The organism is Streptococcus equi subsp. zooepidemicus (genome assembly GCF_015689395.1).
GTDB classification, from domain to species: Bacteria; Bacillota; Bacilli; order Lactobacillales; family Streptococcaceae; genus Streptococcus; species Streptococcus equi.
The window spans coordinates 731,156-752,904 of sequence record NZ_CP065054.1; the positions used below are offsets into that span (position 1 = coordinate 731,156).

Below are 21,749 nucleotides of genomic sequence, written 5' to 3' on the forward strand. Positions count from 1 at the left end.
GTGCTGGTGGGTATCATTCTTTTTAAGGGGGGACATTTTTATGTCAGAACGTAAACTTTTCACGTCTGAATCAGTATCTGAAGGGCATCCAGATAAGATTGCAGACCAAATTTCAGATGCTATTTTAGATGCTATTTTAGCCAAGGATCCAGAAGCACACGTTGCTGCAGAGACCTGCGTTTACACAGGCTCAGTCCACGTTTTTGGAGAAATTTCAACAACTGCCTATGTGGATATTAATCGTGTGGTTCGTGATACCATCGCTGAGATTGGCTATACTGAGGCAGAATATGGCTTTTCAGCAGAATCAGTAGGTGTGCACCCTTCTTTGGTTGAGCAATCACCAGATATTGCTCAAGGGGTTAACGAAGCACTTGAAGCACGTGAAGGACAAAGCGACGATTTCAATGTGATTGGTGCTGGAGATCAGGGCTTGATGTTTGGTTTTGCAATTGATGAGACACCAGAACTAATGCCACTGCCGATTTCCTTATCTCATCAGCTTGTACGTCGTTTAGCGACACTGCGAAAATCAGGTGAGATCAGCTATTTGCGTCCAGACGCTAAATCACAGGTTACGGTCGAATATGATGAACATGATAAGCCTGTGCGTGTTGATACAGTTGTTATATCAACCCAGCATGATCCAGAAGTAAGCAATGACCAGATTCGTCAAGATATGATTGAGCAGGTGATTAAGGCTGTTATTCCAGCCCACTATCTAGATGAGAAGACAAGATTCCTTATCAATCCGACTGGGCGTTTTGTTATTGGTGGTCCTCAGGGAGATTCTGGCTTGACTGGTCGTAAGATCATTGTTGATACCTATGGCGGCTATGCGCGTCATGGTGGTGGTGCCTTCTCTGGTAAAGATGCTACTAAGGTTGACCGCTCAGCCTCTTATGCAGCTCGTTATATTGCTAAAAACCTTGTGGCAGCAGGGCTTGCAAGCAAAGCAGAGGTTCAATTAGCCTATGCTATCGGGGTTGCACAGCCAGTTTCAGTTCGTGTGGATACCTTTGGGACATCAACAGTGTCAGAAAGTATTTTGGAAGCGGCTGTTCGTCAGGTCTTTGACCTGCGCCCGGCAGGGATCATTAAGATGCTTGATCTCAAGCGTCCGATCTATAAGCAAACAGCAGCCTATGGGCATATGGGGCGAACAGACATTGACCTGCCTTGGGAACACTTAGACAAGGTATCTCCATTGACAGAGGCGGTAGCAGCACTGTCAGAGGGTGCTTAAGCAGATTGAGCGCCGGTTAGTTGATGCTTGACTTAAAGGTATAATAGCTCCTGAGCTAGTGGCTGTGCTGCTAGTTGGGAGCTTTTTTAGTCCAGCAAAACTTGTCAGGCTTGGCGGCTATGAAAGACAAAAAGGCCTGCGCAGCAGAAGAAAGATCCAGATAAGAGTCTGGCTTCTCAAAAACCTGTTATGAAAAGTGATCAAGAGGCAGGTTGTTAAGCCTGTTGCAGCAGCTGGTGATGAGGTGATTGTAATAGACCGCTATTTGTGATAAAATAAAAAGGTTGAATTCTAGTATCAGAAAGTTTTGAAAGTATGCGAAAAATTATTATTAATGGTGGAAAAGCCTTATCCGGAGAGGTGGCAGTTTCAGGCGCTAAAAATAGCGTTGTAGCTCTCATTCCTGCGATTATTTTGGCAGATGGTGTTGTCACTTTAGATGGGGTACCAGCTATTAGTGATGTTGACAGTCTTATTGAAATCATGAAGCTCATGGGAGCTATGGTGACCTATCAGGGGGATACCTTGGAGATTGACCCCAGAGGGGTTCAAGATATTCCTATGCCTTATGGTAAAATTAACAGCCTAAGAGCCTCTTATTATTTTTACGGAAGTCTATTGGGGCGCTTTGGGCAGGCGGTTGTGGGCTTGCCGGGTGGCTGTGACTTGGGTCCTAGGCCTATTGATCTCCATTTGAAGGCTTTTGAAGCCATGGGAGCTCAGATATCTTACGAGGGAGAAAGCATGCGCTTGATGACAGAGGATCAGCAGCTTCATGGTGCTCATATTTACATGGATACTGTCAGCGTAGGTGCTACCATTAATACCATGATTGCTGCGACAAAGGCAAAGGGCAAGACCATTATTGAAAATGCAGCTAGAGAGCCTGAGATTATTGACGTTGCAACACTGTTAAATAACATGGGAGCGCATATTCGTGGTGCAGGTACTGATGTGATTACGATTGAGGGAGTTGAAAGGCTTCATGGTACCAGGCATCAGGTGATCCCAGATCGTATTGAGGCCGGTACCTATATTGCCTTAGCGGCCGCTATTGGTAGTGGGGTAAGGATTACCAATGTCCTTTACGAGCACTTAGAGAGCTTTATTGCTAAGCTGGAGGAAATGGGTGTGAGAATGACGGTTGAAGAGGATTCTATTTTTGTGGAAAAGCAGGAAGCTTTGAAAGCAGTCACTATTAAAACCTCTCCCTATCCAGGCTTTGCTACTGACCTACAGCAGCCTTTGACCCCTCTGCTTTTAAGGGCTGAGGGTCGTGGTAGTATCATTGATACGATATATGAAAAGCGTGTCAACCATGTGCCAGAGCTTGCTCGTATGGGAGCAGATATTGCCATTCTTGGCAGCCAAATTGTTTATCATGGCTCTAATCGCCTCAGTGGGGCACAGGTTAAGGCAACTGATTTGCGGGCTGGTGCTGCTTTGGTGATTGCAGGCCTAATGGCTCAGGGTAAAACCGAGATTAGCAATATTGAGTTTATTTTACGTGGCTACGCTAACATTATTGATAAGCTAACAGCCTTAGGGGCTGATATTCAGCTTATTGAGGATTAAGAACTTAAGGCTTTCATAGCCTAATGATTATGACCTAATATGAAAGCTTAGAGCTCCTAGGACTGCTTGGTATGAGAGTGGTTTTAGGGGCTTTTGGTTTTGAAGAAGCCCCTGCCTATCCTGTTGGTGGGGTGACGATACTGACCTCAAAGGGGTTGGATAAGTGTTGGTAAAAGGCTTGAGCTCTGTCTTGTGCAGGGCTCAGTTTTTTTGGTGTCAATGATTAATTGTCTGATGACTATTTTTAAAGATATCAGAAATTATCAGATGAATTTAATGATAACAATCCTAAATAAGCTTTATTTTTTAAAATCAGGCGAAAAAAGTTTAAATTGTGTTGACAAATCGTCAGATGAATAGTAAGATAGGCATGTAGAAATAAAACGCTTACACTATAAGCGAATGATAAAAGGGGGATTTCTCTGATGGAGAAAACAATTGACCAAAGGGTTGAAGAGGTTACCTATAACCGCGCTAAGGTTTGGCAGCTTGTTTTATTTGCTTTGAACAATGCTTCAACCAATATCTACCTATTCACATTTATGTTTGTGACCTATTTTTCAACAGGTGTTCTAGGCTTGGCGGCTATTTTTGTCAGCCAGATCATGGGTTATATTCGTATCTTTGATGGCTTTATTGATCCTGCGATTGGTATCTTGATTGATAAAACAGAAACTAAATTTGGTAAGTATCGTCCGATCCTAATCATAGGAAATATTATCACAGCCCTATCACTTATCCTGCTGCTTGGTCTAAGTGGTGTTGATGAAGGAATTCGTTTCCCACTTTTTATCATGGTTTTGATTATTCATAAAATCGGCTACTCTATGCAGCAAACCATTACTAAGGCTGGTCAGACAGCCCTCACAAATGATCCGAAGCAACGTCCTATTTTTAATATTGTTGATGCGATTATGACAACCCTGTTGATGACAGGCGGACAGTTTGTTGTATCCAGCTTCTTGGTTCCAACATTTGGCAACTTCACACCAGCCTTCTTCCATGTTTTGATTTATGGCACTATTGTTATCTCAGCTATTTTGGGCCTATTGGCAGTGCTTGGTATTTGGAGCAAGGACAGAAAGGAATTCTTTGGTCTTGGTGAAAATACGCAAAAGACAGCTCTGAAGGACTATTTGAAGGTTATCAAGGGCAATCAGCCATTGCAGGTTTTATCAATTGCAGCAGCGCTGGTTAAGTTTGCTGTTCAATTCTTTGGTGATTCGGTTGTCATGGTTATCCTGTTTGGTGTTTTATTTGGTAACTATGCCTTGTCTGGTCAATTCTCATTGCTATTTATTGTTCCAGGAATTTTGATTAATATTGCTTTTTCAGGCATTGCTCGTAAGAGAGGCTTGCGTTTCTCATACATCAGAGCTCTTCAGATTGGCTTGGTTGGCTTGTTAGCCTTTGGTATTGTGCTCTTTATGGGTAATAAGGGAGATCTCAGCTTAAGCCATATTAACCTTTACACTGTTTTATTTACTGTGACACTTATTATTGCTCGCTATGCCTCACAAGCGCCTGCTAGCTTGGTGCTAACAATGGGTGCTGATATTTCAGACTACGAAACATCAGAATCAGGTCGTTATGTATCAGGAATGATTGGTACAATCTTTTCCTTGACTGACTCTATTGCATCATCATTTGCGCCAATGGTTATTGGTGCAGTGCTGGCTGGTATTGGTTTTTCAAAGGCCTACCCAACGATTGAGACACCACTTACCCCAAGTTTAAAGATGGCCCTGATTGCGCTCCATGTAGGTATTCCATTTGTAGCCTTACTAGTGGCTTTGATTTTGATGTCATTCTACAAGCTTGACAAAGAGGAAATGGTGCGTATTCAAGAGAAGATTCAAGTGATGAAAGCAAGCTCTGATAAGGAACGCGTGCAGGCTATCGCTAAAAATGTACCACTGTCAGACATGGACTATGTCGATGTGACAAAATATCCTGTTGATAAGGATTAGGTGCTGGGTCAGCTATTTCTTTGAGGAGTGGCTGACTTTTTTGTAGAATATAACAGAGTAGCTTGATAGTACAAGGAGGAGTGTTGTGAAAAAAGTTGTATCCTTGGGTGAAATCCTTTTGCGATTGTCACCTCCTCAATATCAGACATTAAAGCAGGCAACAAGTCTAGATTGTCAATTTGGAGGTTCTGAGCTTAATGTCATCTCAAGCCTTGCTCAGCTAGGGCATCGGGTCTCCCTTATTTCGGCTATTCCAGACAATGATCTGGGACAAATGACAAAAACCTTTCTCTTTTCGCGTCAAATTAATCAAGAGCATATTATTGAAAAGGGGCAGCGCTTAGGGATTTATTATTATCAAAAGGGCTTTTCTTTGCGAGCAAGTCGGGTTACCTATGATCGTTGTCATTCTGCCTTTTGGGAGTCAAAGCGTGCTGACTATGATTTGGAGCATGTTTTTGAGGGGGCTGATTGGTTTCATGTGTCTGGGATAACGCCTGCTCTAACGAGTGATCTTTATGAGCTGACCTATTATTTGATGACAAAGGCTAGAGCAGAGGGAGTGACTATTTCCTTTGATTTGAATTTTAGGGCCAGTCTATGGTCCTCCTTTCAGGAGGCTAGAGATCTCTTGTCGCCTCTTGTTCAGCTGGCTGATGTTTGTATCGGTATTGAGCCGCTGACGCTTAAAGGAAGTGGTGTGCTTGATTTAAAGGACCAATTAGGCTTGAATAGACCCTATGATAACGAGGCCTTGTTGGAGGAGGTGCTGGCTAAGTTAGCTGATACCTATGGGGTAAAATGCTTTGCCTTCACTCAAAGAGAGATGGGCTATACCAATGAATACCTGTTAAAAGCCTACCTGTATCAAAATGGCAGCCTTTACCAAACCCAAAAATCTGGTATTCAGGTTCTGGACCGAGTAGGGACGGGTGATGCCTTTACAGCAGGGTTGATCCATGGCTTATTAAGTCATAAAGAAGAGCAGGCTACTTTAGATATTGCAATGGCTAGCTTTAAGTTTAAGCATACCATTGAGGGTGATAGTAATATCATGACACAAGATGACATTGATCATTTACTGGCCAAGGAATCGCATGAGATTCAACGATAATGTGATAAAGGAGAAATTGTATGTTATACCCAATACTGACAAAAACAAGAAAGATTTATGATTTAGGTGGGCTCTGGCAATTTAAGCTAGGAGACCATAACCCGCAGGAGCTCCTAGCCTCTGATGAGCTGATGGTTGTGCCGACCTCCTTTAATGATGTGGTTGTGGATAAGGACAAGCGCAATTACATCGGTGATTTTTGGTACGAGTGCTTTGTTGATGTGCCAGATCTTGCTGCTGATGAGGAGCTGGTACTTCGCTTTGGCTCTGTCACGCACAATGCAACAGTCTATGTTAATGGGCAAGCTTTAGGGCAACACAAGGGAGGCTTCACTCCATTTGAGGTGTTGGTGCCTGAGACCCATTATCAGGATAATCAAATTAAGGTATCTGTTTGTGCCAATAATATTTTAGATTATACCAGCCTTCCAGTGGGCAATTATAGTGAAGAAACTCAAGAGGATGGCAGTATCAAAAAGATTGTCAAGGAGAATTTTGACTTCTTCAACTATGCTGGTATTCACCGTCCAGTGAAGCTTATGGTGCGGCCAAAATGCCATATCTCAGATATCACGATCACGAGTGACTTGTCTGAGGATCTGACATCAGCCTTAGTTAAGGTATCTGTTGAAACCTCGGTGGCTGTTGATGAGGTTAAGGTGACGATCTTTGATGAAGAGCACAAGCTCGTTGCGCAGGCTATTGACGGCAAGGCAAGACTTGATAAGGTTCGTTTATGGGAAGTTTTAGATGCTTATCTATACACTGCCCACGTTGAGATCATCGTAGATGGCAATGTTGTAGATAGTTATGATGAGCCATTTGGTATCAGAAGTATTGCAGTTGAAAAAGGACAATTTTTACTAAATGGCAAGCCTGTTTATTTCAAGGGCTTTGGTAAGCATGAGGATACCTTTATCAACGGGCGTGGATTGAATGAAGCAGCTAATTTAATGGATATGAATCTGCTCAAGGAGCTTGGTGCCAATTCATTTCGTACCTCACACTACCCTTACTCTGAGGAGATGATGCGTCTAGCGGATCGTATGGGGATCATGGTTGTTGATGAGGTTCCAGCAGTAGGGCTCTTCCAAAACTTTACAGCCTCCTTGGATCTTTCGCCAAAGGACAATGGCACTTGGTCTGTCATGAAAACTAAGGAAGCGCATGAGCAAGCAATTCGTGAGCTCGTCAAGCGTGACAAGAATCACCCTTCTGTTGTCATGTGGGTCGTGGCCAATGAGCCTGCCAGCCATGAAGAGGGAGCACACGAATACTTTGAGCCATTGATTGCTCTTTATAAGGCACTAGATCTGCAGCAGCGTCCAGTAACATTGGTTAATCTGCTATTAGCAACACCTGATCGAGATAAGGTGATGGATTTGGTTGATGTGATCTCCTTAAACCGTTATTATGCTTGGTATGTTGATCATGGAGACTTGATCAAAGGAGAGGTTGGGCTGCGTCAGGAGCTATTAGAATGGCAGAAGAAGTTTCCTAACAAGCCTATCCTGATGACAGAGTACGGTGCAGATACGCTTCCTGGTCTTCATTCGATGTGGGATATTCCATATACAGAGGAATTTCAGTGCCGCTTCTATGAGATGAGTCACCGCGTTTTTGATGAGATTCCTAATCTAGTTGGAGAGCAGGTATGGAATTTTGCTGATTTTGAAACTAATCTGATGATCTTCCGCATTCAAGGCAATCACAAGGGGCTTTTTTCTAGAAATCGCCAGCCTAAGCATGTGGTTGGTTTGTTTAAAGAACGTTGGAATACCATTCCCCACTACAATTATAAAAAGAAATAGTGTACAATAGTAGCTAGCAATAAGTAGGAAGAAGGGATTGTATGGCTAGGCCTTTAGTCGAAAAAACAGCAGAGCGCTTGTTAAAGCTAATTTTAGAACGGGGATATGAGGTTGGAGCAAAGCTCCCCAATGAATATGAGTTAGCACAGGACTTAGAGGTTGGAAGAAGCACTATTAGAGAAGCTGTTAGAAGCTTAGCAACTAGAAATGTTTTAGAGGTTAGACAAGGATCAGGTACTTATATTAGCTCGAAAAAAGGTGTTTCTGAGGATCCTTTAGGCTTTTCCTTAGTCAAGGACACAGCCAAGCTGACCGCTGATTTGTTTGAATTGCGGCTATTGCTTGAGCCTAGGATTGCCGCTTTGACAGCACAGCATGCAACGCCAAAGGAGGTTGAAGCCTTAGAGAAGCTTGTTGTTGATATTGAAGAGGCCGTAGCTGCTGGTGATCCTAAGCATTTGCAGCTGGATGTGAATTTCCATTCCTTGATGGCAAAATACAGTGGCAATATTGCTATGGATAGCTTGCTGCCGGTGATTAATCAGTCGATTCATCTGATCAATGCCAATTACACAAATCGTCAGATGAAAGAAGATTCTCTACAAGCCCACAGAGATATTTTGAATGCGATTAAAGCAGGAGATCCCATTGCAGCACATGACGCTATGCTTTTGCATATCATGACCGTTAAGCGAACTGCATTTCTATCGTAAGTTTAGGCTTTCTTGATGGATACAGCCAAGTGCAGCCTTTTGGGTTTTAACTGATTTATTTGATGGCTTAGATAAGAAGGCTTGGTTTTAGAGATACTAGAACCAAGTCCTTTTTTTGCTTTTTCCTTGACAAATCATCTGATGATTTATATAATAAAACTAAGACAACGGTTTCATAAAAAGGAGGAGCCTATGCTAAACCGATTAAAAGAGAATTATTTTTTTGCTGTTATTCGTGGAAAAACAGTAGAAGACGCTATTGCCATTGCTAAGCATGCTATTTTAGGCGGTATTCGTAATATCGAGATTACCTATTCTACTCCAAATGCTTCAGAGGTTATTAGAATATTGTCAGCTGAGTTTGAGCATGATGATGCTGTGATTATTGGAGCTGGGACAGTGATGACGCCTGATCTGGCAAGAGAAGCTATTGCAGCAGGTGCTAGCTTTTTAGTTAGTCCTCATTTTTCAAGAGAGATTGCAGATATTGCTAACCAAGCCTCAAACCTTTATTTTCCGGGCTGTGCAACAGCTACCGAGATTGTCACAGCTATGGCTGCTTCTTGTCCGATTATCAAGGTCTTCCCTGGAGGCGTTGTAGGGCCAGGCTTTATTAAGGACATTCATGGGCCTATTCCTGAGGTTGATTTGATGCCATCAGGAGGGGTGTCAATTGACAATGTCAAGGAGTGGAAAAATGCTGGTGCTGTTGCTGTTGGTGTTGGTTCAGCCTTGGCTAGCCGAGTTGAGGCTGAGGGCTATGACAGTGTGACTCGTATAGCAAGAGCATTTGTTTCAGCCCTTGATTGAGAAGTAGTAGGTGTGTAAGAGGAGGACGAGATGGCTTTTAATGACGACAATTTTATGCTAAAAAATGAGGCAGCAAAGCGCCTCTATCAACAAATCAAGGATCAGCCTATTTTTGATTACCATTGTCACTTAGATCCAAAGGAAATTTTTGAGGACAAGGTTTATGACAATATTGTTGACCTTTGGCTTGGTGGTGATCACTACAAATGGCGTTTGATGCGCGCTAATGGTATTTCCGAGGAGGAAATCACAGGCTCAGCCTCTAAGCTGGATAAATTCAAGGCCTTTGCCCGTACGCTTCAGCGCTCCTATGGCAATCCTGTTTACCACTGGTCAGTGATGGAGTTGAAAAATGTCTTTGGTGTCTGTGAGCTGCTGACTGAGGATAATGCAGAGGAAATCTATCATCGTATCAATGCTTACTTGGTTGAGCACCAGATTAGTCCTAGAAAGTTGATTTCAGATAGTCGGGTGCGGTTTATTGGCACGACCGATCACCCGCTTGATGACCTAGCTTGGCATAAGAGATTAGCTGCTGATGATACCTTTGAGACGGTTGTCGCGCCAACCTTTAGACCAGATGAGGCTTTTATTGAGCATCAGCGCTTTGCAGATTTTGTGGCTCGTCTTGCTCAAGCTACCGGAAGAACTATTACAGATTTTAAGAGCTTTATAGCGGCTATGGAAGAGCGTATTGCCTATTTTGCAGAAAATGGTTGTAAGGCCAGTGACATCAGCTTTACAAAGATTGTCTTTGAAGCAGCAGAGCCAGAGCAATTAGACCGTCTCATGACAAGGGTTTTAGAGGGCTATCAGCCGCAGCCGTTAGAGATCAAGCAATGGCAGACAGCGGTGTTTGCAGAGCTTTGTAGGCTTTATAAGCACTATGGCTTTGTTACTCAGGTACATTTTGGCGCTCTTCGCAATAATCATTCAGCTATTTTCAACAAGCTGGGAGCAGATGTGGGTGTTGACTCACTGGGAGATCAAACAGCACTAGCTATCAATATGAACCGTCTGTTGGATCATCTGGTACAAAGAGACAGCCTGCCAAAAATGATCTGGTATAACCTAAATCCAAGCTATAATATTACTGTTGCCAATACGCTTGCTAATTTCCAAGCCAATGAAAACGGTATTGCGGGCTATCTGCAATTTGGTGCAGGCTGGTGGTTTGCTGATACCAAGCTTGGTATGATTAGCCAGATGAATGCCTTGGCTGAGCAAGGCTTGTTAGCTAATTTTGTTGGCATGCTGACGGATTCGCGTTCGTTCTTATCCTATCAGCGTCATGATTACTTCAGGCGTATTTTATCGACCTACCTTGGTGAATGGATTGAAGAAGGTGAGGTACCAGAGGATTATCAGGCACTCGGTAGCATGGCCAAAGACATTGCCTACAATAACGCTATCCAGTATTTTAGCTAGGCTGTCTTGGTCGTTAGCTATAAGAAGCATAGAGATATGATGTTGCTCTATGGTCAAGATCCTGGTCTTAAAAGAGGCTAGGACAATATCGGCCTGCTGACTGCTATCGGTGTCTTGTTGGTTGGCTAGATCCCAAAGGCTAAACCAAGCAGCAGGCCCTTTAGCTATAAGGGCATTAGCTCAAAAAACAAAAACAATAACAATTGTGTGAATCGAAAGGAAAAGGAGTTTACGAGAACTCGAGGTATGATACTATGAAAATGTCGTTTCGCTGGTATGGAAAGCATGATCCAGTAAGTTTAGAGGAAATCAAGGCCATTCCTGGTATGCAGGGAATTGTAACAGCTGTGTATGATGTACCGGTTGGTCAGGCTTGGCCACTAGAAAATATCCTTGAATTGAAGAGAACAGTTGAGGCTGCAGGCTTAGAGATTTCAGTCATTGAATCCATTCCTGTTCACGAGGACATCAAGCAAGGAAAGCCCAATCGTGATGAGCTGATTGAAAATTATAAGACCTCTATCATCAATGTTGGTAAGGCAGGTATTCCTGTGGTTTGCTATAATTTTATGCCGGTGTTTGATTGGACCCGCTCAGACCTCAATTACCCGCTGCCTGATGGATCAACCTCACTTGCTTTTTTAAAGGCAGACTTAGCAGATGTGGATCCTGTGGCAGATGATTTGAACCTGCCGGGCTGGGATTCTTCTTATTCAAAGGAAGAGATGAAGGCTATTATTGAGCATTATCGTCATCATATTTCTGAAGAAGACCTGTGGGCTAATTTAGATTATTTTATTAAGGCTATTATGCCAACAGCAGAGGCAGCTGGCGTTAAGATGGCTATCCACCCTGATGATCCTCCTTATGGTATTTTTGGCTTACCACGTATCATAACAGGTCAAAAGGCTGTAGAGCGCTTCTTAGACCTTTATGATTCCCCTAATAATGGGATTACCATGTGTGTGGGCTCCTATGCTTCTGATCCTCAAAATGATGTGATCGCTATGACGGAGTACGCGCTTAAGCGCCAGCGTATTAACTTTATGCATACGCGTAATGTCACCGCTGGTGATTGGGGCTTCCAAGAAACCGCTCACTTGTCACAGGCTGGTGACATTGATATGAATGCTATTATCAAATTATTGGTTGATTATGACTGGCAAGGACCACTTCGTCCAGATCATGGTCGTCGTATCTGGGGAGATCAAACCAAAACCCCTGGCTATGGGCTGTATGACCGGGCACTTGGTGCGACCTATTTTAATGGGCTTTATGAGGCTAATATGCGTGCAGCTGGAAAGACACCAGATTTTGGTATTACTGTCAAAACAGTTGGAGATAAATAGAAAAGGGGCATGAGATGAGTCGAGTTATTGAATTTAAGGACAAGGTTGTTGTGATCACAGGAGCTGGCGGTGTCCTTTGTGGTAGTATGGCAAAGGCATTTGCAAAAGTAGGGGCTAAGGTGGCACTGTTGGATCTTAACCAAGAGGCGGCACAGGCCTTTGTTGATGATATTGAGGCAGAGGGTGGCATTGCAAAGGCCTATCAGGCAAATGTATTGTCTAAAGAAAACCTAGAGGCCGTTCATCAGGCAGTTTTAGCAGATTTTGGTCCAGCAGATATTTTAGTGAATGGTGCTGGCGGAAACAGCCCTAAGGCAACAACGGATAATGAGTTTCACGACACGAGCCTGCCAGAGGATACAAAAACCTTCTTTGATCTTGATGAAGCAGGTATCAGCTTTGTCATTAATTTAAACTATTTAGGAACCTTGCTGCCGACACAGGTCTTTGCTCAGGATATGGTTGGTCGTAAGGGGGCAAATATTATTAATATTTCTTCAATGAATGCCTTTACGCCATTAACAAAGATTCCAGCCTATTCTGGAGCTAAGGCAGCTATTTCCAACTTTACCCAGTGGCTGGCTGTTCACTTCTCTAAGGTTGGTATTCGTTGTAACGCTATTGCACCTGGCTTTTTGGTAACCAATCAAAACCGTAGTCTCCTTTTTACAGAGGACGGACAGCCGACTGCTCGCGCTGAAAAAATTCTGAAGAATACACCAATGGGACGCTTTGGTGAGGCAGAAGAATTAATTGGAGGCCTCTTTTTCTTGGCTGATGAGCAATCTGCTTCCTTTGTGAACGGAGTTGTTCTCCCAATTGATGGCGGCTTTGCAGCTTATTCAGGCGTTTAAGCTAAAACATAAACCACTTGAGAACTCAAACTGCAATGCCTCAAGTGGTTTTTCTATTGTGATAGCTTGCTTTGTAGCCAAGATGTCATTAATAAAGGTATGATGATTTTAGGGGTTAGTGCTAAGGGGTATTAGCCTAACCTTTGGAGGTAATCAATAAGTAACTATAGCTTTTAAAAAAGAAAGGCAGCTGATATTAGGTTTGTTATTGACAGCGTTTTCTTACTATGTTAGAATTAATTCATCAGATGATTTGGAGGTTGGAATGACAGCTAAAACTGAACAATTTGTCTTTTGTGTGGACTCAGATGGCTGCGCAATGGACACCATGACTTATAAGCATCAGCTCTTTTTTGGTCCGCTTGCGGCGGATTATTTTGCGGTGGCAGATCAAGCGTCTTTCTTAAAAGAGTGGGATCGCATTAATCTTTATTCGCGTACACGCGGTGTTAACCGCTTTGTTGGGCTTGTTATGGGGCTAGAGTACGCAGGAGTTACAGGGATTGACGCTTTAAAGCAATGGGTACAACATACTGCCTCATTATCCAATCAATCTCTGGAGGCGGAGCTTCTTAAGCGTCCTAGTGATGACCTGCAAAAGGCCTTGGACTGGTCAAATGAGGTAAACCGTCAGATTGAGGCTTATCAAGGAGAGGCTTTGGCGTTTCCAGGAGCTTTGTCTGGTCTTAAGGCCTTGCACCAGCTTGGTCGGGTTTTTGTTGTCAGCTCAGCTAATAAAGAGGCTGTTCAAAAGGAATGGCAGGATCAAGGCTTGATGGCACATATTGATGACTTGTATTGTCAGGATCGTGGCAAAAAAGAGTCTGTCATTGCACAGCTCATTGATGAGGGGTATGCAAGAGAGCGCATGATGATGATAGGAGATTCACCGGGTGATCTAGCGGCGGCTGAGCAAAACCAGATCACCTTTTTCCCAATCCTCGTTGGTAAGGAAGCTAGCTCGTGGCAGGACCTGTCACATGCTGCTGAGGCTTTTACGACTGGTGACTTGACAGAGCTTGATGTCAAGAGCCTTACAGAAGCCTTCTGGCGTAATCTTGATAGGTAGACAGGTAGATCCTGCAGCAGATAAGTGGAGCTGAGCCTGTTAGGGCTTGGTAGCAGGTTGCTGTAGCGCCATTCATTAAAACAGAAAAGCAAGCAGAGAAGGCTTTAGTTGAAAGGAAGTACAATGACACATTTAGTAGATTTAAGAAAAAAACCATATAGCCTAGACGAAGAAGCTATTTGCTGGGTGGAGGATACCATTGCAGCAATGACCTTGGAGGAGAAGATAGGTCAGCTATTTGTTAATATGGGGGCTAGTCGATCAGAGGATTATTTAACTCAGGTGCTTGAGGATTATCATATTGCAGCTGTTCGCTACAATAAAGGCATGGCTTCAGAAATTTGGGATCAAAATTATATCCTGCAAACTAAATCCAAGATTCCAATGCTCATTGCTGCCAATACAGAGGCTGGTGGTGATGGTGCTGTCAATGATGGCACTAAGGTTGGTGATGAAATCAAGGTAGCTGCGACAAACGATCCTAAATACGCTTATGAAATGGGACGGATTGCAGGACTGGAAGCGTCAGCTGTTGGCTGTAATGCCTCCTTTGCGCCAATTGTTGATTTGACGCGTAATTGGCGTAATCCAATCATTGCTAATCGCAACTGGGGGGCAAATGTTGATCAAATCATTGAGCTTTCCAAAGAGTATATGAAGGGGATTATGGAATATGGTATCATGCCCTTTGCCAAGCACTTCCCTGGTGATGGTATTGATGAGCGTGACCATCATTTGTCCTTTGCCTCAAACCCAATGACCAAGGAGGAGTGGCTATCTAGCTTTGGATGTATTTATGGCGAGCTTGCAGAGGCTGGCTTACCTGGTATTATGGCAGGACATATTCACCTGCCAAATGTTGAAAAGGCTATGCACCCTGAGCGTGAGTTAGATGATATGCTTCCAGCCTCACTTAACAAAACCCTCTTAGATGAGCTGCTGCGTGGTGAGCTTGGCTATAATGGTGCTATTGTGACTGACGCTTCGCATATGGTTGCGATGACAGCCTCAATGCCACGTCGCTTATTGTTACCAACAGCGATTGAGGCAGGCTGCGATCTCTTTTTATTCTTTAATGACCCAGATGAAGACCTACAATGGATGAAAGAGGGCTATGAGGCAGGGATTTTAAGTGACGAACGCCTTCATGACGCCCTTCGTCGTACGCTTGGCTTGAAAGCAAAGCTTGGGCTTCATCGCTTTGAAGGACACCGAGAAGATATTATGCTGCCTAAGGAAGAGGCGATGGCCTTGATCAATACACCAGAGGCTCAAGCAATTGCAGATGAGGTTGCCGACAAGGCCATTACCCTTGTGAAAAACAAGCAGGCAGGGATTTTCCCGGTAACTCCAGAGCGCTACAAGCGTGTGCTGATTGTTAATGTTGAGGGTTATAAGGGTGGCTTTGGTGCCATGATTGCAGGACAGAAGAAACGGGCTTCAGATATTGTCAAGGAATTGCTAGAGGCGCGTGGGCATGAGGTAACTGTCTGGGAATCAACCGAAGAGCGAATCATGCAGCTACCAGAGGAAGAGCGTGCAGCAGCTATTGCTAATGTTTATGCACAAAAGCAGCCGATTTCAAACATTACAGAGCATTATGATTTGATTCTTAATTTGGTGGACGTCAATTCTGGAGGCACAGTTCAGCGTATTATCTGGCCAGCTGCTAAGGGAACACCGGATCAGCCATTCTACGTCCATGAGGTCCCAACAATCGTTGTTTCAGTTCAGCATGCCTTTGCCCTTGCTGATATGCCACAGGTTGGTACCTATATCAACGCTTACGATGGCAAGGACAATACCATGAAGGCTTTAGTTGCAAAATTAGCTGGTGAATCTGAATTCACCGGAGTGTCTCCTGTTGATGCCTTTTGTGGCTTGATTGATACCCAGCTATGGCATAGCTTCTGAGGTTGCTACAGGATAAGTAGAGGCTTTACGTGTTCTGCGGTGATTGCTCTGAATGATTTAAAAAGATTTCAGGATAAAACCTGTTAATCAGCCCCTTGTAGCTGCAGAAATAGCCCCATAATCCCTGTGGTGGGGAGTTTTATCCGATATGGAGATGATAGAGCCTGTTAATCCTAAAGAAAAGCTAGAGGGTCATTCTAGCTTTTCTTTTTGTGCCTAATGATCAACCTTGCTTCAGATGATAGACAAGCTATAAGCTTGTTGATAAGTGAAACAATTGAACAGATAATGTTTTTTAGAGATGATATATTAAGAATAATTTTAAATTACGAAAAAATATAATATATTAATGATTTATAACAAAATCAATAATAATAACTTATTTTGTCAGCATTAACAATTAATAGTCATCAAAAAACAGCTTAATAAAATTAATCATACAAAAATTAACAGAAAAATTAAATAAAATGGTTGATTAAAAAGAATGGCGTAGTATAATAGAAGTGACATTAATAGTTTTTAGTATCAAAGTTTTTTTACAAAAAGCGAGGGAGGAAAAATGGAAAAAAACAAAAAGGTATCCTACTTTTTGCGTCAATCAGCTGTTGGTTTAGCTTCAGTGTCAGCAGCCTTTCTGGTTGGAACGACTTCAGTGGGTGCTTTAGACGCAGCAACAGTGTTAGAGCCTACAACAGCCTTCATTAGAGAAGCTGTTAGGGAAATCAATCAGCTGAGTGATGACTATGCTGACAATCAAGAGCTTCAGGCTGTTCTTGCTAATGCTGGAGTTGAGGCACTTGCTGCAGATACTGTTGATCAGGCTAAAGCAGCTCTTGACAAAGCAAAGGCAGCTGTTGCTGGTGTTCAGCTTGATGAAGCAAGACGTGAGGCCTATAGAGCAATCAATGCCTTAAGCGATCAGCACGAAAGTGATCAAAAGGTTCAGCTAGCCCTGGTTGCTGCAGCAGCTAAGGTGGCAAATGCTGTTTCAGTCGATCAAGTGAATGCAGCCATCAATGATGTTCGTGAAGAAATTGCAGGTATCACAGGACAGCTAGCAGCAGAGGCTTTGCTCAAGGCCAAAGAAGCTGCTATCAATGAACTAAAGCAGTATGGCATTAGTGATTACTATGTGACCTTAATCAACAAAGCCAAAACTGTTGAAGGTGTCAATGCGCTTAAGGCAGAGATTTTATCAGCTCTACCGAGTTCTGAGGTCATTGACGCAGCAGAACTAACACCAGCCTTGACTAGCTATAAGCTTGTCATCAAGGGAGCAACTTTTTCAGGTGAAACAGCTACTAAGGCAGTAGACGCAGCTGTAGCTGAGCAGACCTTCAGAGACTATGCTAATAAAAATGGTGTAGACGGCGTTTGGGCTTATGATGCTGCCACAAAGACATTTACAGTCACTGAACAGCCTGTAGCTGAGACTATTGAGGCGGCAGAATTAACACCAGCTTTGACCACCTATAGGCTTGTTATTAAGGGGGTTACCTTCTCAGGTGAAACAGCTACTAAGGCAGTAGACGCAGCCACAGCCGAGCAGACCTTCAGGCAATATGCCAATGACAATGGCATTACTGGTGAATGGGCTTACGACACTGCTACAAAGACATTTACAGTTACTGAGGCTTTGGAGGAGAGTCCAGCTGAGCCAGAAAAGCCATCAGCTTCTCTTCCGTTGACACCGCTTACACCAGCAACTAAGACAGCACCAGCTAAGCAAAAAGATAAGCAAAAGGCTAAGACTCTTCCAACGACTGGTGAGAAGGCTAATCCCTTCTTTACAGCAGCGGCTCTTGCCATTATGGCGAGTGCAGGTGCTTTAGCAGTGACTTCAAAGCGTCAGCAGGACTAAGCAGTGTATTTATGGAAGCATGTTTAGCCTTAGAAGGATGAGCTTACTCATAGGACTTTTCTATGATGTAGCCCATTTAAGCATTAGCAGATAAGATAGCAAGAGAAGATCAGACGGTCTTCTCTTTTTTGGTTTTGACTGTTAGTAATAGTTTAACAGCTTAGAGTCTGATTGAGCTATGATATGGCTTGTCAGGTTATTATGATCATCATGGCAAAACTCATGACAGTTATAGAATGTTTAGGTGATATCTGCTATAATAATAGTATTACAGGCATGTTGAAGGGGAGGCTATGGATATTTGGACACAGCTAGCAAGGTTTGCTTTTGTTGAGACGCAACGACTGCTCTTGAGGCCCTTTCAATATGCAGATCATCAGCCGTTTTATGATATGATCAGTCATAACAGCCATTACCAGTTTGTGTTTCCAGAGAGCATGACCAAGGCTGAGAGTGATTTCTTAATGGTCAATGCTTTTATGAAAGAGCCCTTGGGAGTCTGGTTAATAGAGGATAAGACCAGCCATAGCATGCTTGGCTCTATTAGACTAGAAAAATATGATAAGCAGCAGGCAAGTGCTGAGATTGGTTATTTTTTAGCGCAGCCCTTTTGGGGGAAGGGCTTAATGACCGAGGTCTTAAAGACGCTTACCTTTTTAGCTTTTCAGGAGTTCGGCCTAAGACGGCTAATCATTGTGACACATCTGGAAAACAAGGCCAGCCAGAGGGTTGCTGAAAAAGCCGGCTTTCGATTAACAAAGCAATTTAAGGGCAGTGATCGGCATAGTCATCACATACGAGATTATTTAGAATATCAACTAACGATAGGTGAGTATCATTATGAGTAAGCATCAAGAGATTTTGGATTATTTAGAAAGACTTGCTATTGGAAAACGTGTCAGTGTTCGGAGTATTTCAAATCATTTAAAGGTTAGTGATGGTACTGCCTATAGAGCGATCAAGGAGGCTGAAAATCGAGGCATTGTTGAGACTAAGCCTCGCAGCGGTACTGTCCGTATTGAAAAAAAGGGTCGGGTTCGTATTGACCGTTTAACCTATGCTGAAATTGCAAGGATCAGTGATTCTGAGGTTTTAGCTGGACATGCTGGTTTGGGACATGAGTTTAGCAAGTTTTCTATTGGAGCGATGACCCAGCAAAATATTCACCGTTATTTGATCAAAGGAGGGCTTTTGATTGTTGGCGATCGTGAAAATATCCAGCTGTTAGCCCTTAAAAATCACAATGCTATCTTAGTGACGGGTGGCTTTCCGGTGTCTAAGCAGGTTATTGAAACAGCTGATAGCCAAGGTATTCCGGTCATGGTGACCCATTACGATACCTTTACAGTGGCAACAATGATTAACCATGCCTTGTCTAATATTCGCATTAAGACTGATTTAAAAACAGTTGCTCAGGTTCTGATTCCAGTTGAAGAATACGGCTGCCTTTATGAGACAGACACTGTCGAGGAATTTAATGCACTGATTAAAAAGACAGGTCAAGTAAGGTTTCCAATTGTAGATGCGCTTGATCAGGTGGTTGGTGTGGTCAGTATGCGTGATGTGGTTGATCAGCCCACCGATACCAGACTTGAGCAGGTGATGTCTCCAAATCCTATCACTGCAAAGCCCAATGCTAGCCTGGCTAATATTAGTCAAAAAATGATCTTTGAGGATTTGAACATGCTCCCAGTAGTTGATGATCATCATTTTCTGCTGGGGATTATTACCAGACGACAGGCTATGGAAAATCTGCCGAATCACCAGCCGGGAAATCTTTACACCTATAGCCAGCAAATGCTATCAAGCCTTGAGGAGACCTTGGATTATTATCAGGTCATGATTGAGCCTACCATGATTGATAGTGCTGGCAATCTGTCAAATGGAGTGGTTGCTGAATTCTTAAAGGAAATCAGTGTCAGAGTGTTAACGAAAAAACACCAAAAAAATATCATTATCGAGCAAATGATGATATACTTTCTACATGCTGTCCAAATTGATGATCAATTGAGGATATACCCTAAAATTATAACTGAAAATAGAAGAAGCAGTACACTTGATATGGAGGTCATGGTTGATGATCAGGTGATTGCTAAAGCCATTATTACAACTAAGCTTAATTAGAGGAGAAACAAAAACAATGATAACATTAAAATCTGCGCGTGAAATAGAAGCTATGGATAGAGCAGGAGACTTTCTTGCTGGAATTCACATTGGCCTCAGACAGATCATTAAGCCTGGGGTTGACATGTGGGAGGTCGAAGAATATGTGCGCAGGCGCTGCAAGGAAGACAATGTGCTTCCTTTACAGATCGGTGTTGATGGTCAATTGATGGATTATCCTTATGCTACCTGCTGCGGGCTAAATGATGAGGTTGCACATGCTTTTCCGCGCCATTATATTCTACAGGAAGGGGATTTGCTTAAGGTAGATATGGTGCTAAGTGAGCCACTTGATAAGGCTGTCGTTGATGTAGCGGCCTTGGATTTTGATAATGTGGCAGAAATGAAGAAGTGGACAGAATCTTATACAGGTGGTTTGGCTGATTCCTGCTGGGCTTATGCTGTAGGTACACCGTCTGATGAGGTCAAAAGGCTGATGGACGTGACCAAGGAAGCCATGTATCGTGGGATCGAGCAGGCAGTTGTGGGGAACCGCATTGGTGACATTGGTGCAGCAGTCCAGCAATATGCTGAAAGTCATGGCTACGGTGTGGTTCGAGACCTTGTTGGTCATGGTGTTGGACCAACCATGCACGAAGAGCCGATGGTGCCTAACTATGGTACAGCAGGAAGAGGACTACGTCTGAAGGAGGGCATGGTGCTCACCGTAGAGCCGATGATCAATACTGGCACATGGGAAATTGATACAGATATGAAAACAGGCTGGGCCCATAAAACACTTGATGGTGGCTTGTCCTGCCAGTATGAGCATCAATTTGTGATTACAAAGGATGGTCCAGTGATTTTAACTAGTCAGGGCGAAGAAAGAACTTATTAGAATGTCAATAAAGAAATTCTTGGACAAGGTCATATCAAAATGGCAATATGAGCCGATCAAAGCCTTTATGCGCCATTTTCAGAGTGCAGAGATGGATTTGTCAGCGATCGCAGTTGCTTATTACCTTATTTTGACAGCCTTTCCACTCATTGTCATTGCGGCTAATATTTTTCCTTATTTAAATATTGATATTTCAGACTTATTACGCTTAATGAAGGAACAGCTGCCTAAGGATATTTATCGCTCTGCCTCCTCTATTGTGGTTAATATTTTTTCCAAGCCATCAGGAGGTGTCTTAGGAATAGCTACCTTGACAGGACTTTGGACAATGTCACGAAGCCTAGCCTCTTTACAAAAGGCCTTTAATAAGGCCTATGATGCTTCTGAGCATCGTGATTTTTTGCTCGGTCATTTGGTAGGCTTACTAACCAGCCTGCTGATCCTGTTTTTGTTGACCTTTGCCTTGATTTTTTCAACCTTTTCTAAGGCAGCGATTCAGGTGCTGGATAGGCATTATCACTTAAATGATAACATCACGACGCTCTTTTTGTTCCTGATTCAGCCGGTTACGATACTGATTATATTTGTTGGTCTGATGTTGCTTTATTTTTTGTTGCCAAATATCAAAATCAAGAAAATCAGGTATATCTTACCAGGAACATTTTTTACCACCTTTGTCATGATTTTTTTGAGCAATATGGTTGGTAATTATGTGGTGCATAATGTGGAGCGAATGGTCGATATTAAAACCTTTGGTTCGGTCATGGTTTTTATCATCATGCTGTGGTTTATTTTCCTGGCAAGGATATTGATTATGGGGGCAGTTTTTAATGCTACCTACCAAGAGCTATCCATCGGCAAATTAGAGGGACGCAGCGGTAATGTTGTTTCTCTCATCAAAAAGACATTAGGCAATGATGGTGCGCCGCCCAAGAAATAGTGGCTTATCTTAAAATGAAAAGCAAGACTGTGCTTGGTGATTAGTTGATGGGGTAAGGGCCCTTGTCCTTACTTCATTTTCTTTTATTTGCTTT

At 43.0% G+C, this 21,749-nt stretch carries 17 protein-coding genes; all 17 read left to right on the forward strand.

Annotation, left to right across the window (positions count from 1 at the left end; all coding sequences use genetic code 11):
• The first annotated feature begins 40 nt into the window (after nt 1–40).
• A complete protein-coding gene (gene metK, locus I2432_RS03530) occupies nt 41–1,246 on the forward strand; it encodes a methionine adenosyltransferase (RefSeq protein ID WP_012515321.1) in 1,206 nt (401 codons plus the stop codon).
• A 315-nt stretch (nt 1,247–1,561) separates the two neighbouring features.
• Nucleotides 1,562–2,821, forward strand: coding sequence for a UDP-N-acetylglucosamine 1-carboxyvinyltransferase (gene murA / locus I2432_RS03535; RefSeq protein ID WP_206156335.1), 1,260 nt, complete (start codon nt 1,562–1,564; stop codon nt 2,819–2,821).
• Between the two features lie 425 nt (nt 2,822–3,246).
• Nucleotides 3,247–4,791, forward strand: a complete 1,545-nt coding sequence (locus tag I2432_RS03540; RefSeq protein WP_014622570.1) for an MFS transporter — start codon at nt 3,247–3,249, stop codon at nt 4,789–4,791.
• An 85-nt stretch (nt 4,792–4,876) separates the two neighbouring features.
• The gene (locus I2432_RS03545) at nt 4,877–5,905 is read left to right on the forward strand and encodes a sugar kinase (protein WP_043983690.1); all 1,029 of its coding nucleotides are present in this window, start codon (nt 4,877–4,879) and stop codon (nt 5,903–5,905) included.
• A 20-nt stretch (nt 5,906–5,925) separates the two neighbouring features.
• Entirely contained in the window at nt 5,926–7,716 is a 1,791-nt protein-coding gene (uidA, locus tag I2432_RS03550; RefSeq protein ID WP_043983689.1) for a beta-glucuronidase, read from the forward strand.
• Nucleotides 7,717–7,757: 41 nt separating this feature from the next.
• Complete coding sequence (locus tag I2432_RS03555; protein ID WP_012679236.1) at nt 7,758–8,429, forward strand: FadR/GntR family transcriptional regulator; 672 nt, start codon at nt 7,758–7,760, stop codon at nt 8,427–8,429.
• 192 nt (nt 8,430–8,621) lie between these two features.
• Nucleotides 8,622–9,239 carry a bifunctional 4-hydroxy-2-oxoglutarate aldolase/2-dehydro-3-deoxy-phosphogluconate aldolase gene (locus I2432_RS03560; protein WP_043025537.1) on the forward strand — a complete coding sequence of 206 codons (618 nt, stop codon included), beginning with the start codon at nt 8,622–8,624 and terminating at the stop codon, nt 9,237–9,239.
• Between the two features lie 30 nt (nt 9,240–9,269).
• Nucleotides 9,270–10,667, forward strand: a complete 1,398-nt coding sequence (gene uxaC, locus I2432_RS03565; RefSeq protein WP_043983687.1) for a glucuronate isomerase — start codon at nt 9,270–9,272, stop codon at nt 10,665–10,667.
• Nucleotides 10,668–10,921: 254 nt separating this feature from the next.
• Nucleotides 10,922–12,016, forward strand: coding sequence for a mannonate dehydratase (locus I2432_RS03570; RefSeq protein WP_014622577.1), 1,095 nt, complete (start codon nt 10,922–10,924; stop codon nt 12,014–12,016).
• Nucleotides 12,017–12,030: 14 nt separating this feature from the next.
• Nucleotides 12,031–12,870 carry an SDR family oxidoreductase gene (locus I2432_RS03575; RefSeq protein WP_206156334.1) on the forward strand — a complete coding sequence of 280 codons (840 nt, stop codon included), beginning with the start codon at nt 12,031–12,033 and terminating at the stop codon, nt 12,868–12,870.
• Between the two features lie 265 nt (nt 12,871–13,135).
• Nucleotides 13,136–13,939 carry an HAD family hydrolase gene (locus I2432_RS03580; RefSeq protein ID WP_111677895.1) on the forward strand — a complete coding sequence of 268 codons (804 nt, stop codon included), beginning with the start codon at nt 13,136–13,138 and terminating at the stop codon, nt 13,937–13,939.
• 123 nt (nt 13,940–14,062) lie between these two features.
• The gene (locus I2432_RS03585) at nt 14,063–15,853 is read left to right on the forward strand and encodes a glycoside hydrolase family 3 protein (protein WP_206158986.1); all 1,791 of its coding nucleotides are present in this window, start codon (nt 14,063–14,065) and stop codon (nt 15,851–15,853) included.
• Between the two features lie 559 nt (nt 15,854–16,412).
• Nucleotides 16,413–17,714 carry an albumin-binding GA domain-containing protein gene (locus I2432_RS03590; RefSeq protein ID WP_206156332.1) on the forward strand — a complete coding sequence of 434 codons (1,302 nt, stop codon included), beginning with the start codon at nt 16,413–16,415 and terminating at the stop codon, nt 17,712–17,714.
• Nucleotides 17,715–18,007: 293 nt separating this feature from the next.
• The gene (locus I2432_RS03595; protein ID WP_043040353.1) at nt 18,008–18,562 is read left to right on the forward strand and encodes a GNAT family N-acetyltransferase; all 555 of its coding nucleotides are present in this window, start codon (nt 18,008–18,010) and stop codon (nt 18,560–18,562) included.
• Complete coding sequence (gene spxR / locus I2432_RS03600) at nt 18,555–19,838, forward strand: CBS-HotDog domain-containing transcription factor SpxR (RefSeq protein WP_012515337.1); 1,284 nt, start codon at nt 18,555–18,557, stop codon at nt 19,836–19,838. Before I2432_RS03595 ends, spxR begins: the two co-directional genes overlap by 8 nt.
• Nucleotides 19,839–19,854: 16 nt before the next feature.
• Nucleotides 19,855–20,715, forward strand: coding sequence for a methionyl aminopeptidase (locus I2432_RS03605; RefSeq protein WP_014622584.1), 861 nt, complete (start codon nt 19,855–19,857; stop codon nt 20,713–20,715).
• Nucleotide 20,716: 1 nt separating this feature from the next.
• Nucleotides 20,717–21,655 (forward strand): YihY/virulence factor BrkB family protein, encoded by a 939-nt coding sequence (locus I2432_RS03610; protein WP_206156331.1) that lies wholly within the window; start codon nt 20,717–20,719, stop codon nt 21,653–21,655.
• Nucleotides 21,656–21,749 lie beyond the last annotated feature (94 nt).

Bases quoted from the DNA above. Each gene is read 5' to 3' on its own strand.
- metK (WP_012515321.1), top strand. From the start codon at position 41: ATGTCAGAACGTAAACTTTTCACGTCTGAATCAGTATCTGAAGGGCAT.
- murA (WP_206156335.1), top strand. From the start codon at position 1,562: ATGCGAAAAATTATTATTAATGGTGGAAAAGCCTTATCCGGAGAGGTG.
- I2432_RS03540 (WP_014622570.1), top strand. From the start codon at position 3,247: ATGGAGAAAACAATTGACCAAAGGGTTGAAGAGGTTACCTATAACCGC.
- uidA (WP_043983689.1), top strand. From the start codon at position 5,926: ATGTTATACCCAATACTGACAAAAACAAGAAAGATTTATGATTTAGGT.
- I2432_RS03555 (WP_012679236.1), top strand. From the start codon at position 7,758: ATGGCTAGGCCTTTAGTCGAAAAAACAGCAGAGCGCTTGTTAAAGCTA.
- I2432_RS03560 (WP_043025537.1), top strand. From the start codon at position 8,622: ATGCTAAACCGATTAAAAGAGAATTATTTTTTTGCTGTTATTCGTGGA.
- uxaC (WP_043983687.1), top strand. From the start codon at position 9,270: ATGGCTTTTAATGACGACAATTTTATGCTAAAAAATGAGGCAGCAAAG.
- I2432_RS03570 (WP_014622577.1), top strand. From the start codon at position 10,922: ATGAAAATGTCGTTTCGCTGGTATGGAAAGCATGATCCAGTAAGTTTA.
- I2432_RS03575 (WP_206156334.1), top strand. From the start codon at position 12,031: ATGAGTCGAGTTATTGAATTTAAGGACAAGGTTGTTGTGATCACAGGA.
- I2432_RS03580 (WP_111677895.1), top strand. From the start codon at position 13,136: ATGACAGCTAAAACTGAACAATTTGTCTTTTGTGTGGACTCAGATGGC.
- I2432_RS03585 (WP_206158986.1), top strand. From the start codon at position 14,063: ATGACACATTTAGTAGATTTAAGAAAAAAACCATATAGCCTAGACGAA.
- I2432_RS03590 (WP_206156332.1), top strand. From the start codon at position 16,413: ATGGAAAAAAACAAAAAGGTATCCTACTTTTTGCGTCAATCAGCTGTT.
- I2432_RS03595 (WP_043040353.1), top strand. From the start codon at position 18,008: ATGGATATTTGGACACAGCTAGCAAGGTTTGCTTTTGTTGAGACGCAA.
- spxR (WP_012515337.1), top strand. From the start codon at position 18,555: ATGAGTAAGCATCAAGAGATTTTGGATTATTTAGAAAGACTTGCTATT.
- I2432_RS03605 (WP_014622584.1), top strand. From the start codon at position 19,855: ATGATAACATTAAAATCTGCGCGTGAAATAGAAGCTATGGATAGAGCA.
- I2432_RS03610 (WP_206156331.1), top strand. From the start codon at position 20,717: ATGTCAATAAAGAAATTCTTGGACAAGGTCATATCAAAATGGCAATAT.